The sequence below is a fragment of the Angustibacter aerolatus genome, assembly GCF_054776675.1.
The window spans coordinates 1-12,540 of sequence record NZ_BAAHBM010000045.1 but is presented as its reverse complement, the minus strand read 5'-3'; the positions used below and the strand labels follow the sequence as shown (position 1 = coordinate 12,540).

Genomic DNA, 12,540 nt, shown 5'->3' with positions numbered 1-12,540 from the left:
CTCGCCGGTCAGGACCCGCCCGGAGATGCTACCGGGCCACGGGCCCGACGCGCGAATCCGCCCCCTCGGGAGCACCCGGCAGCTGCAGCCAGGCCAGGACGCCGGCCAGGTCGGTGACCCGGACGACGCCGTCGGCGGGTGCCCGGCCGGCGGCCTCGCCCACCCCCCGGTGGTCGATGCCGCGGTCGAGCCAGACGGCCTGCAGCCCGGCGGCCAGCGCACCCTCGGCGTCGACGGTCAGGTCGTTGCCGACGTACACGGTGCGGGACGGCTCGGTGCCGATCAGCTCGCAGGCGTGCCGGAACACCCGCGGCTCGGGCTTGCCGACGCCGAGCGTGTCGGTGCCGACGAGCAGCTTCAGGGCCGACAGCCCGGTGCGCTCGAGCTTGTCGGTCTGGTAGCCCGTCGAGTGGTTCGTCACCGCCCCGAAGGGCACCCCCTCCGCCTCCAGGGCGGCGAGCAGCGCGACGGCGTCGTCGAGCGGCTGCCAGGCGGCCCGGAACACCTCGTCGTAGGTGTCGTTCCAGTCGGCGAAACCGGCGTCGTCGAGCTCGGGCCCGCCCAGATCGCGGTGCATGGCCTGCGCCCGCAGCCGGCGCTGCTGCAGGAAGTCCAGCTCACCGGTCACGAACCGGCGGTACACGCCGTCCGCGTCGGCGTGCCAGTGCGCGAGCGCCCGGTCGGCGCCCGACTCCCCGAGGTGCGGCAGGTAGCGGGCGACGATCGCCGCCATGCCCGAGCGGAAGCTGCCGTTGGTGTCGACCAGCGTGTCGTCGATGTCGAGCAGCACGCCGTCGACACCGGGCCTCACGCGATCACCCGCTGCCGCAGCGCCTGCAGCCGCCGCAGCGACGACTCCCGCCCCAGGATCTCCATCGACTCGAAGAGCGGCGGCGACACGCGACGCCCGGTGACCGCCACGCGCAGCGGCCCGAAGGCGAGCTTCGGCTTCACGCCGAGGCCCTCGACCAGCGCGGCCCGCAGCGCGGCCTCGATGGCGGACGTCGTCCACTCGGGCAGCTGCTGCAGGGCCGCGGTGGCGGCGTCGAGCACCGTCCCGGCATCGTCGCGCAGCGAGCCGATCGCGTCGTCCTCGACCACGAGCCCGTCGTCGCCGACGAGCAGGAAGCCGAGCATGCCGGTGGTCTCGTCGAGCTTGACCATGCGGGTCTGCACGAGCGGCGTCGCGGCCAGCACGACGTCACGCTGCTGCTGGGTGGGCTCGTCGCCGAGCGCGCCGTCGAGCTGCAACCGCTGGACGAGCCGCCCCGCGAGGTCGCCCTCGTCGATCGAGCGGATGTAGTGGCCGTTCAGCCAGTCGAGCTTGTCGAGGTCGAACACCGGCCCGACCGTGTTCACCCGCTGCCAGTCGAAGTGCTCGACCATCTCGTCGAACGAGAACACCTCCTGGCCCTCGGGCATCGAGTACCCGAGCAGCGCCAGGAAGTTGCGCAGCGCCTCGGGCAGGTAGCCCTGCTCCTGGAACCAGGTGAGCCGCGCGGCCGGGTTCTTGCGCTTGCTGATCTTCGACTTGTTGGCGTTGCGCAGCAACGGCATGTGCGCGAACTGCGGCATCGGCAGGCCGAGCCAGGTGTACAGCAGCACGTGCTTCGGGGTGGAGCTGATCCACTCCTCACCGCGCACCACGTGGGTGATGCCCATGAGGTGGTCGTCGACGACGACGGCCAGGTGGTACGTCGGGAACCCGTCGGCCTTGAGGATCACCTGGTCGTCGGGCCGGGGCGCGTTGACCTCGCCGCGGATGACGTCGGTGAACGTCAGCGGCGGGTCCTCCGGGATCAGCATCCGCACCACGGGGGTCTCGGTGAAGCCGGGCAGCTCGGCCCGCTCGTCGCGGGTGAGGCCGAGGCAGCGACGGTCGTAGCCGGTGGGCTGCTTCAGCGCCTGCTGCCGCTCGCGCATCTCCTGCAGCCGCTCGGTCGAGCACCAGCAGCGGTAGGCGTGCCCCGCCTCGAGCAGCTGCTCGACGTACGGCCGGTAGGTCTCCAGCCGCTCCGACTGGCGGTACGGCGCGAACGGGCCGCCCTTGTCGGGGCCCTCGTCCCAGTGCAGGCCGAGCCACGAGAGCGTGTCGTACAGCTGCTGCTCGGAGTCGTCACGGTAGCGCGCGCGGTCGGTGTCCTCGACGCGCAGCACGAACTGCCCGCCCTGCTGCCGGACGAACGCGAGGTTGAACAGGGACATGTAGGCCGTGCCGACGTGCGGGTCACCGGTGGGTGACGGCGCGACGCGCAGCCGGACGGGGCCGAGTGCTTCGCTCATGGTGCCGCCAGGCTATCGGGCCGCCGCGGACGCCACGTGGTAGGACGACGGGGTGCCGACGGTGACCAGGAGCGACCTCGGTGCGTGGCTGCTGAAGCGCGCCCCGGCCGGGTGGGACGGCGTCCCCGGCGGGCGGCTCGTCGACGACTGGTGCGTGGTGCGCGGCTACCGGTCGCGGCTGATCGCGGCCGGCGACCCCGTGCTGGTGTGGGTGTCGGGCGACGGACGCCGGGTGCCGCGCGGGCTCTGGGGGCTGGGGCAGGTGGTCAGGGCACCCGAGGTCGACGACCTGCCGCCCGGCCGGCAGCCCGCCGTCCGCGTGGACGTGCCGCTGTTCGCCGAGCCGGTGCCGGCCGCCGACCTGCTCGCGGCCGGCGTCGACGACCTGGAGGTGCAGCGCCTGCCGGTGGGGGCGAACCCGTCGTTCGTGTCGGTCGGGCAGCTGGCCAGGCTGCGCCCGCTGCTGCCCTGACGCGTGCTCCGGAGCGCGCCGTCCCTGGCGCGTCGGGGGTGCGGCTGTGCACAGTGGCCCATGGCTCCCACGACGCCGCCGCGACGACGCGGCACCCGGTCACGCTCCCTGTTCGCCGCCCTCGCCGCAGCCCTGCTGCTGGTGGGCGGCGCCTCCCCCGCCCTGGCCGGCGGGCACCACGGCGGCCGCGGCGCTCCCCGCTCGGCCGTGCCGCTGCCGGACGGGCTGCGCCCCGAGGGCATCACCTCGGTCGGCACCCGCTACTACGTCGGGTCGCTCGCCGACGGGCGCATCGTCACCGGCGACCTGCGCCGCGGCGGGTCGACGGTGCTGCTGCCGGGCGCCACCGGCCGTCAGGTGCGCGGCCTCGCGGTCGACCGGCGCAGCGGCCTGCTCTGGGCGGTCGGCAACGTCGGCGCGGTCGCGCACGTCTGGGCGGTGCGCACGCGAGACGGCCGCGTCGTGGCCGACCGCGTCGTCCCCGGCGGGGTGTTCCTCAACGACCTGCTGGTGACCCGGGGCGCGGTGTGGGTGACCGACTCCGGGGTCGACCGGCTGACGGCGGTGCCGCTGGGCCGTGGCGGTCGCCCGACCACCAGCGCGCTGCGGTACCTGCCGCTGCGCGGCGCCTGGCCGAGCGTCGCCGAGGGCAACCGGGCCAACGGGATCGAGTGGCTGTCCAAGGGGCACGTGGTGCTCGACCACAGCACCGCCGGCGGCCTGTGGGACGTCAGCCTGCGCACCGGCGGCGCCCGCCGCATCGCGGTCACCGGCGGCCCGGCGATCGTGGGCGGCGACGGGCTCGAGCGGGCCGGCCGCACGCTGTTCGTGGTGCGCGGCACCGACGACGCCTCGGTGGCGCAGCTTCGGCTGCAGCACCGCCGTGGCGTCTGGAGCGCGCGCTACCAGACGCGCCTTACCGACCCGCGGCTCGACGTCCCCTCGACCGCGACCTTCGCCCGCGGCGGGCTCTACGCGGTGAACGCCCGCTTCGGCGTCGCCTCGCCGGAGACCGCGAGCTACTCGATCACCCGGCTGCGCGTCAGGCGCTGACGAACGTGCTGGTCAGCATGCCGATGCCCTCGACCTCGACGTCGACCCGCGACCCGTCGTGCACCTCGCCGACGCCGGCCGGGGTGCCGGTGATGATCACGTCGCCGGGCAGCAGCGTGAACGCCTGCGACACGTAGCTCACCAGGGTCGGCACGTCGTGGATCATCTGCGACGTCCGGCCGCTCTGGACGACCTCGCCGTCGAGGCGCGTGATGACGGCGAGGTCGCTGGGGTCGAGCTCGGTCTCGATCCAGGGGCCGAGCGGGCACGAGCCGTCGAAGCCCTTGGCGCGCGCCCACTGGCCGTCGCTGCGCTGCAGGTCGCGCAGGGTCACGTCGTTGGCGACGGTGTAGCCGTAGACCACCTCGCGCACCCGCTCCTTCGGCACGTCCTTGCAGATGCGGCCGATGACGACGGCCAGCTCGCCCTCGTAGTGCACCTCGTTGCTGATCGCCGGCAGCGTCACGGGGTCGCCCGGGCCGACCACCGCGGTGTTGGGCTTGAGGAAGACCAGGGGCTCCTTCGGCGCCTCGCCGCCCATCTCGGCGGCGTGGTCGGCGTAGTTCTTGCCGATGCCGATCACCTTGCTGCGCGGGATCACCGGTGCCAGCAGTCGCACGTCGTCGAGCGCCACGACCACGCCGGTCGGCTCGAGGCTGCGGTACATGGGGTCGCCGTGCACCTGGGCGATCATCTGCCGGCCTTCGTGCTCCCGCACGACGCCGTAGGCGGGCTCGTCACCGGTGGTGTACCTCGCGATGCGCATGATGCTCAACCTAGTCTGGAGCGGTGAGAGCGCTCCCGGAGGATGCCTGGCGTCCGCTGTGCGACGCCCACGAGGCACGGGTCGACGTCCTCACCGCGGGACGCCGCGAGCGGGCCGGCCGCGGCCAGAAGCACCCCGTCGAGGACTTCCTGTTCACCTACTACTCGCACTCGGTCGGGGCGCTGCGCCAGTGGCACCCCGGGCCGGGCGTCGTGCTGCTCGGCGCGCCGCTGCGCCGCTGGTACCGCGAGGTGCCGACGCCGGACGGTCTCGGCGTCGAGGTGGACGTCCAGGCGTTCCTCGCCGCGCGCGGCGACACGCTGCGGTTCGTCGAGCGGTTGCTGTCGGCGACGGCGTCGCGGCCCGCCCAGCTCGGCTGCTTCGGCCTGCACGAGTGGGCGATGGTCTACCGGCTGCAGCCTGGCGAGCAGCGGCACGAGGACTGGCCGCTGCGGCTCGGCCCCGCCGGCACCGACGAGGTCGTCGAGCAGCACCCCGTGCGCTGCAGCCACTTCGACGCGTTCCGCTTCTTCACCGAGCCGGCTCGCTCGCTCAATGTGGTGCAACCGACGCGCGAGCGGCAGGTCGAGCTCGAGCAGCCCGGCTGCCTGCACGCGACGATGGACCTCTACAAGTGGGCCTACAAGCTCGGCCCGCTCGTGCCGTCGTCGCTGGTGCTCGAGTGCTTCGAGCTGGCCCGCGACGTCCGCGAGCTCGACATGCGCGCCTCCCCCTACGACCTGGCCGCCCTCGGCTACGAGCCGGTGCGCGTCGAGACCCCCGCCGGCCGCGCCGAGTACGCCGCCGCCCAGCGCGGCTTCGCCGTCCGGGGTCAGGCGCTGCGCGCCGACCTGCTGGCCCTGCTGGCCGCCTGGTGTCCCGACGCGCGGGCAGAAGCACCCGCCGGGACCCCGCAGGGTCGGTGACCGCAGGGTTCTGCCCGCGCGTCGGGACGACAGCCCGTGCCGGGGGCGCGGCTAGGGTGCTGGCGTGCAGATCCTCGTGCTGAACGGGCCGAACCTCGGGCGTCTCGGGACCCGCGAGCCGGAGGTGTACGGCCGCACGACCCACGCCGAGCTGGTGACGCTGTGCGTCGAGGCGGGAGCGGCGGTGGGGGCCGAGGTCGAGGTGCGGCAGAGCGACGCCGAGCACGAGCTCATCGGGTGGGTGCACGAGGCGACCGACGCCGGCACGCCGGTGGTGCTGAACCCCGGCGGCCTGACCCACACCAGCGTGGCGCTGCGCGACGCGTGCGCCGCGCTCACCGCGCCCCTGGTCGAGCTGCACATCAGCAACGTGCACGCCCGGGAGGAGTTCCGGCGGCACAGCTACGTCTCCCCCGTCGCGACCGCGGTCATGGCCGGCTTCGGCGTCCAGGGGTACCCGCTGGCGATCCGCTGGCTGGCCGAGCGCGCCTGACCGACCGCCCCTTTGCGCACCTCAGCCCGCTCGCGACACGTCCGCGAGCGGGCTGACGTGCGCAAACCGGGCTGAGGCGCGGAAAGGGGTCAGCGGGGGGTGACGCCCTGGCGGAGCAGGCCGTAGGTGACGCCGTCGACCAGCGCCTCCCACGAGGCCTCGACGATGTTCGCCGCGACGCCGACGGTCTCCCAGGAGGTGGTGCCGTCGGCGGTCTCGATGAGCACGCGGGTGATGGCGTCCGACCCGTGGGCGGAGTCGAGGATGCGCACGCGGAAGTCGATGAGCTCGAGCTGGGTGATCTCGGGGTAGGCCGACACCAGGGCCTCGCGCAGGGCGTGGTCGAGGGCGTTCACCGGGCCGTTCCCCTCGCCGGTGGCGACCACGCGGCGGCCGCCGGCCACGAGCTTGACGGTCGCCTCCGACAGCGCCTTCTCGTCGCCGCGGGCGTCGGTCTGCACCCGCCAGCTCTCGACGTCGAACAGGCGCACCCGCTGGCCGTCGACGACCTCGCGCAGCAGCAGCTCGAACGAGGCGTCGGCGGCGTCGAAGGTGTAGCCGCGGGCCTCCATGCGCTTCACCCGGTCGGTCAGCTCGGTGAGCACCTCGCCCTGCCCGGCCAGGTCGTAGCCGAGCTCGCGGCCCTTCAGCTCGATCGAGGCCCGGCCGGCCATGTCCGACACCAGCATGCGCATGTCGTTGCCCACGCCGGTCGGGTCGGTGTGCTGGTACAGATCCGGGTCGATCTTGATCGCGCTGGCGTGCAGGCCGGCCTTGTGCGCGAACGCGCTGGCGCCGACGTACGGCTGGCGCGAGTAGGCGACCACGTTCGTCACCTCGCTCACGGCGTGCGCGATGCGGGTCGCCTCGGCCAGCCGCGCCGGGTCGATCACCGGGCGGCCGAGCTTGATGACGAGGTTCGCCACGACCGTCACCAGGTCGGCGTTGCCGGTGCGCTCGCCGTACCCGTTCAGCGTGCCCTGCACGTGGGTGGCGCCCGCGTCGACGGCGGCCAGGGTGTTGGCCACCGCGCAGCCGGTGTCGTTGTGGCAGTGGATGCCCAGCTTGGCGCCGGTGCCGTGCAGCACCTCGTGCACGGCGTCCGCGATCTGCGGCGGCAGCATCCCGCCGTTGGTGTCGCACAGCACGATGGTCTCGGCGCCGGCCTCGGCCGCGGCGCGCACCACCTCCAGCGCGTAGTCGCGGTCGCTCGCCCACCCGTCGAAGAAGTGCTCGGCGTCGAGCATCACCCGCCGACCCTCACCGGTCAGCAACCGCACGGTGTCGCGCACCATCGCGAGGTTCTCGGCGAGCGTCGTGCGCAGCGCGGTCTCGACGTGCCGGGCGGCGCTCTTGGCCACGAGCGTCACCACGGGCGCCTGCGAGTCGAGCAGCGCGCGCACCTGCGGGTCGTCGGCCGCCACGACACCCGGGCGCCGGGTCGCGCCGAACGCCGCGAGCTGGGCGGTGCGCAGCTGCAGGTCGCGGGCGGCGCGGGCGAAGAACTCGGTGTCCTTGGGGATGGCGCCCGGCCAGCCGCCCTCGATGAAGCCGACGCCCAGGTCGTCGAGGTGCCCGGCGATCGCCAGCTTGTCGCCCACCGAGAGCGTCAGGCCCTCCTGCTGGGCGCCGTCGCGCAGGGTCGTGTCGTACACCTGGAAACCCTGCACGCTGCCGAGATCGGTCACGTCGGTCACGCTCGTCACGCCTGTCTCCCTCTCGCACCCCACGTCGTCCCAACAAAAAAGACCCCCCGGTGGCGTGGAGGGTCTGGCGCGTCGTCGGGGGATCGCCCCGGCGGCGCGCCTACGGAATGACGACGTGCGCGGTCATGCCGTCACTCTGCCACAGACCGTCCGCCCCGTGGAACGGTCGTGCCGCATGCCGAGACGAAGGCGTCGAACAGCCGCGGGTCGTCGCCGACCTCCGGGTGCCACTGCACCCCGGCCCGCCAGCGGGCTCCCGGCGCCTCGAACGCCTCGAGCAGCCCGTCGTCCGACCACCCGACGGCGGTGTAGCCGGGGTGCTCGCGCACGGCCTGGTGGTGGTAGCTCGGCACCGAGACCCGCTCCCCCAGCACCTCGCCCAGCAGCGACCCCTCGGCGAGCCGGACGTCGTGGGTGCCGTACCGCGCGCGGCCCGGCGAGTGCACGGCGGCGGCCTCGACGCCGAGCCGGTCGGCCAGGTGCTGCTCGAGCGACCCGCCGGCGGCGACCGCCATCACCTGCATGCCGCGGCAGATGCCGAGCAGCGGCAGGTCGGCGTCGACGGCGGCCCGCACCAGGGCCAGCTCGGCGTCGTCGCGGTCCGGGCGCGGCGCCTGCAGCGTGGGGTGCGGTGCCTCCCCGTAGTGCCCCGGGTCGACGTCGACCCCACCCGCCACCACCAGCCCGTCGAGCCGGGCGAGCAGCGACCGGGCCGACTCGGCGGTGAGCCCGCGCTCGGGTGGCAGCAGCACCACCTGCGCGCCCGCCCAGCGCAGCTGCGCGACGTACCGGGCCGGCACCAGCACGGCCGGCACGTCGCGCCAGGCACCCCACGACGCCGGCTCGGCGTAGCAGGTGAGGCCGACCAGCGGGGCGCTCACAGCGGCGTGACGTACGCGCCGCTGATGCCGCCGTCCACGAGGAACTGCGAGGCGGTGATGAAGCTGCTGTCGTCGCTGGCCAGGAACGCGACGGCGCCGGCGATCTCGTCGGGCTCGGCGAACCGTCCGAGCGGGATGTGCACCATGCGGCGGGCCGCCCGCTCGGGGTCGCTGGCGAACAGCTCCTGCAGCAGCGGCGTGTTCACCGGCCCGGGGCACAGCGCGTTCACCCGCACACCCTGCCGGGCGAACTGCACGCCGAGCTCGCGCGACATCGCCAGCACGCCGCCCTTGCTCGCGGTGTACGAGATCTGCGAGGTGGCCGCGCCCATGACCGCGACGAACGACGCGGTGTTGATGATCGACCCCTTGCCCTGCTCGAGCATGTACGGCAGCGCGGCCTTGCAGCACAGGTAGACGCTGGTCAGGTTCACCTGCTGCACGCGCTGCCAGGCGTCGAGCCCGGTCTCCAGGATCGAGTCGTCGTCGGGCGGCGAGATGCCGGCGTTGTTGAACGCGACGTCGACGCTGCCGTGCTCGCGCTTCGCGACGGCGAACAGCTCGTCGACCTGCGCCGGGTCGGTCACGTCGACCTCCACGAACCGGCCGCCGACCTCGTCGGCCACCTCCGGCCCGCGGTCGACGTCGACGTCGCCGACGACCACCGTCGCGCCCTCGGCGGCGAACCGCCGCACCGTCGCCAGCCCGATGCCGCTGCACCCGCCGGTGACCACCGCGACCCGCCCCTGCAACCTCGACACCCGGGTCCTCCTCAGTCCTGGTCGGAGATGAAGACGTTCTTCACCTCGGTGAACGCGTCGAGCGCGTCCGGCCCGAGCTCGCGACCGAGCCCGGACTGCTTGAAGCCGCCGAACGGCGTCGCGTACCGCACCGACGAGTGCGAGTTCACCGACAGGTTGCCCGCCTCGACGCCGCGCGCCACCCGGAGGGCCCGTCCGACGTCACGGGTCCAGATCGATCCCGACAGCCCGTACGCCGTGTCGTTCGCCATCCGCACGGCGTCGGCCTCGTCGTCGAACGGCAGCACCGCGACGACCGGGCCGAACACCTCGTCCCGCCACACCGGGTCGGACGTCGAGGCCGGACGGACGACGGTGGGCGGGTACCACCAGCCCTCGCCGGACGGCGCGCTGCCGCGGAAGAGCACCTCCGGCGGCTGCTCGGCGTCCTCGACGAAGCCCCGCACCCGCTCGCGCTGCCGGTCGCTGATCAGCGGCCCCATCTGGGTGGCCTCGTCGGCCGGGTCGGCGCACACGAAGCCCTGCACCGCGGGCTCGAGCAGCTCGAGGAACCGGTCGTGCACGCTGCGCTGCACCAGGATCCGGCTGCGCGCGCAGCAGTCCTGCCCGGCGTTGTCGAACACCGACCCGGGCGCCGACGCCGCCGCGCGCTCGAGGTCGGCGTCCGCGAACACCACGTTGGCGCTCTTGCCACCCAGCTCGAGCGTCACCCGCTTCACCTGCTCGGCGGCGCCGCGCATGATGCGCTGCCCGACGGCCGTCGAGCCGGTGAAGCACACCTTGCGCACCAAGGGGTGCGTGACGAACCGCTCGCCCACGACGTCGCCGCGGCCGGGCAGCACCGTGAGCACGCCCTCGGGCAGCCCGGCCTCGAGCGCCAGCTCACCCAGCCGGATCGCGGTGAGCGGCGTCAGCTCGGCCGGCTTCAGCACCACCGCGTTGCCGGCCGCCAGCGCGGGCGCGAGGCCCCAGCCCGCGATCGGCATCGGGAAGTTCCACGGCACGATGACGCCGACGACCCCGAGCGGCTCCTTGAAGGTGACGTCGAGCCCGCCGGCCACCGGGATCTGCCGGCCGAACAGCCGCTCCGGAGCGGCGGCGTAGTAGGCCAGCACGTCGCGGACGTTGCCCGCCTCCCAGCGCGCGTTGCCGATCGTGTGCCCCGCGCCGCGCACCTCCAGCTGCGCGAGCTCCTCGACGTGCGCGTCGACCACGTCGCTGAACCGGCGCAGCAGCCGGCCGCGGTCGGCGGGCGCCAGACCCGCCCAGACACGTTGCGCCGCAGCGGCTCGCTCGATCGCCGCGTCGGTCGTGGCCACGTCGGCCAGCTCGATGCCGGCGATCACCCGCGCCGTCGACGGGTCGACCACCTCGAACACGTCGGTCACAGCCGCTCGAACCCCCGTCGTCGCTCCCAGTCGGTCACCGCCGCGCCGAAGGCCGCCAGCTCGACGTCAGCCGCGTTCAGGTAGTGCGCCACCACCTCGTCGCCGAACGCCGCCCGGGCGACCTCCGACGCGGCGAACGCGTCGCGCGCGGCCTGCAGCGTGCCGGGCACCCGCGGCTTGCCGGAGGTGTAGGCGTTGCCGGTGCACGGCTCCTCGAGCGGCAGCTCGTGCTCGATGCCGTGCAGGCCGCCCGCCAGCATCGCGGCCGTCGCCAGGTACGGGTTCACGTCGCCGCCGGGCAGCCGGTTCTCGAGCCGGAGGCCGCCGCCGTGCCCGACCACGCGCAGGGCGCAGGTGCGGTTGTCGCGACCCCACGCCACCGACGTCGGCGCGAACGAGCCCTCGGCGAATCGCTTGTAGGAGTTGACGTTCGGCGCGTACAGCAGCGTGAGCTCCGACAGCGTGGCGAGGACGCCGGCGACGAAGTGGTCGAACAGCGGGGTCGGCCCGTCGCCGGTGTCGAACACCGTGCCGCCGTCGGTGCCGCGCAGGCTCATGTGGATGTGGCACGAGTTGCCCTCGCGCTCGTCGAACTTCGCCATGAAGCTCAGCGACTTCCCGTGCGCGGCGGCGATCTCCTTGGCGCCGGTCTTGTAGACGCTGTGGTTGTCGCAGGTGCGGGTCACCTCGTCGAACCGGAAGGCGATCTCGTGCTGGCCGAGGTTGCACTCCCCCTTGGCCGACTCGACCACCAGGCCCGCGCCGTGCATGCCGCCCCGGATGTCGCGCAGCAGCGGCTCGACCTTGGTGGTGCCGAGCACCGAGTAGTCCACGTTGTAGCGGTTGGCCGGCGTCAGGCCGACGTACCCGGCGTCCCACGCCTGCTCGTAGGTGTCGTCGAACACCAGGAACTCCAGCTCGGTGCCGGCCAGCGCGACCCACCCGTGCTCGGCGGCGCGCTGCACCTGGCGGCCGAGCACCCGGCGCGGCGACGGCTCGACGGCGCGCCCGTCGCCCGCCACCAGGTCGCACTGCACCATCGCGGTGCCCGGCAACCACGGCAGCAGCCGCAGCGTGGCGAGGTCGAGCTCGAACTCCATGTCGCCGTAGCCGGTCTCCCACGAGCTCATCGCGTAGCCGCCGACCGTGTTCATGTCGACGTCGACCGCCAGCAGGTAGTTGCAGCCCTCGGTGCCGTGCGGCAGCACCTCGTCGACGAAGAAGGGCGCGTGGATCCGCTTGCCCTGCAGGCGTCCCTGCATGTCGGTGAAGGCGACGACGACGGTGTCGACCGTGCCCTCGCTGATCATCTCGCGCAGCCGGTCGACGTCGAGCACGACCGCACCTCCCGTTCCGCCGCTCACCCGAGCAGCCCTCGCAGCAGCGCCGAGGTGGCGTCGCAGTGGGTCTCCATCGCCGATCGCGCCGTGGTCGCGTCGCTGGCCAGCACGGCGTCGACGACGGCGCGGTGCTGGGCGTTGCTGTGCGCGATGTTCGGTGCCAGCACCGGGATCGCGACGAGCATCTCGTGCACCATCGCCTGCACCTGCGTCACCGAGGCGACCAGCAGGTCCGAGCCCGACAGCGCCGCGATCGCCAGGTGCAGCCGCGAGTCGGCCTGCCGGTGCTCGGCCACGTCGTCCGCCCCCTCGACCGCCACCCGGCTGGCCACCAGCCAGGCGCGCTGGTCGGCCGACAGGTCGCGCCGCGCGGCCAGCGCGGCGGCACCCGGCTCGACCACCCGGCGGAACTCCAGCGCGTCGCGCAGCTCGGCGCCCTCGCTGCGCAGGCGCTGCGACCCCGGCGCCGGC

General features: G+C 73.9%; 13 protein-coding genes. 4 read left to right on the top strand and 9 right to left on the bottom strand.

Going from position 1 to position 12,540, the window contains the following annotated elements:
- Window positions 1–28: 28 nt before the first annotated feature.
- Together ACYVI6_RS11575 and gltX are read right to left on the bottom strand one after the other, a co-directional pair.
- Complete coding sequence (locus ACYVI6_RS11575; RefSeq protein ID WP_460446516.1) at window positions 29–811, bottom strand: HAD family hydrolase; 783 nt, start codon at window positions 809–811, stop codon at window positions 29–31.
- Complete coding sequence (gltX, locus tag ACYVI6_RS11570) at window positions 808–2,283, bottom strand: glutamate--tRNA ligase (RefSeq protein WP_460446515.1); 1,476 nt, start codon at window positions 2,281–2,283, stop codon at window positions 808–810. Before gltX ends, ACYVI6_RS11575 begins: the two co-directional genes overlap by 4 nt.
- Before the next feature lie 52 nt (window positions 2,284–2,335).
- Between gltX and ACYVI6_RS11565 the strand changes: the two genes are divergently transcribed.
- Together ACYVI6_RS11565 and ACYVI6_RS11560 are read left to right on the top strand one after the other, a co-directional pair.
- Window positions 2,336–2,755 carry an EVE domain-containing protein gene (locus ACYVI6_RS11565; protein ID WP_460446514.1) on the top strand — a complete coding sequence of 140 codons (420 nt, stop codon included), beginning with the start codon at window positions 2,336–2,338 and terminating at the stop codon, window positions 2,753–2,755.
- Between the two features lie 60 nt (window positions 2,756–2,815).
- Window positions 2,816–3,808 carry a hypothetical protein gene (locus ACYVI6_RS11560; RefSeq protein ID WP_460446513.1) on the top strand — a complete coding sequence of 331 codons (993 nt, stop codon included), beginning with the start codon at window positions 2,816–2,818 and terminating at the stop codon, window positions 3,806–3,808.
- Here ACYVI6_RS11560 and ACYVI6_RS11555 read toward each other — a convergent pair.
- Window positions 3,798–4,574: a fumarylacetoacetate hydrolase family protein gene (locus ACYVI6_RS11555; RefSeq protein WP_460446512.1), complete on the bottom strand. Its 777-nt coding sequence runs from the start codon at window positions 4,572–4,574 to the stop codon at window positions 3,798–3,800. The two genes, ACYVI6_RS11560 and ACYVI6_RS11555, sit on opposite strands and share 11 nt — an antisense overlap.
- A gap of 23 nt (window positions 4,575–4,597) precedes the next feature.
- Between ACYVI6_RS11555 and ACYVI6_RS11550 the strand changes: the two genes are divergently transcribed.
- Window positions 4,598–5,500 (top strand): 3-methyladenine DNA glycosylase, encoded by a 903-nt coding sequence (locus tag ACYVI6_RS11550; RefSeq protein ID WP_460446511.1) that lies wholly within the window; start codon window positions 4,598–4,600, stop codon window positions 5,498–5,500.
- Between the two features lie 64 nt (window positions 5,501–5,564).
- Window positions 5,565–5,993: a type II 3-dehydroquinate dehydratase gene (aroQ, locus tag ACYVI6_RS11545; protein WP_460446510.1), complete on the top strand. Its 429-nt coding sequence runs from the start codon at window positions 5,565–5,567 to the stop codon at window positions 5,991–5,993.
- A gap of 89 nt (window positions 5,994–6,082) precedes the next feature.
- On the opposite strand, the gene cimA is transcribed toward aroQ, so the two are convergent.
- The 6 genes from cimA to ACYVI6_RS11515 form a co-directional block, all read right to left on the bottom strand.
- Window positions 6,083–7,699 (bottom strand): citramalate synthase, encoded by a 1,617-nt coding sequence (gene cimA / locus ACYVI6_RS11540; protein WP_460446509.1) that lies wholly within the window; start codon window positions 7,697–7,699, stop codon window positions 6,083–6,085.
- Between the two features lie 131 nt (window positions 7,700–7,830).
- Window positions 7,831–8,580 carry a gamma-glutamyl-gamma-aminobutyrate hydrolase family protein gene (locus ACYVI6_RS11535; protein ID WP_460446508.1) on the bottom strand — a complete coding sequence of 250 codons (750 nt, stop codon included), beginning with the start codon at window positions 8,578–8,580 and terminating at the stop codon, window positions 7,831–7,833.
- Entirely contained in the window at window positions 8,577–9,341 is a 765-nt protein-coding gene (locus ACYVI6_RS11530; RefSeq protein ID WP_460446507.1) for a 3-oxoacyl-ACP reductase, read from the bottom strand. The genes ACYVI6_RS11535 and ACYVI6_RS11530 overlap by 4 nt, the downstream gene beginning before the upstream one ends.
- A gap of 11 nt (window positions 9,342–9,352) precedes the next feature.
- The gene (locus ACYVI6_RS11525; protein WP_460446536.1) at window positions 9,353–10,720 is read right to left on the bottom strand and encodes an aldehyde dehydrogenase family protein; all 1,368 of its coding nucleotides are present in this window, start codon (window positions 10,718–10,720) and stop codon (window positions 9,353–9,355) included.
- A gap of 5 nt (window positions 10,721–10,725) precedes the next feature.
- Complete coding sequence (locus tag ACYVI6_RS11520) at window positions 10,726–12,039, bottom strand: glutamine synthetase family protein (RefSeq protein ID WP_460446535.1); 1,314 nt, start codon at window positions 12,037–12,039, stop codon at window positions 10,726–10,728.
- 50 nt (window positions 12,040–12,089) lie between these two features.
- The coding region (locus tag ACYVI6_RS11515; protein ID WP_460446506.1) for a FadR/GntR family transcriptional regulator at window positions 12,090–12,540 on the bottom strand (451 nt) is incomplete at its 5' end.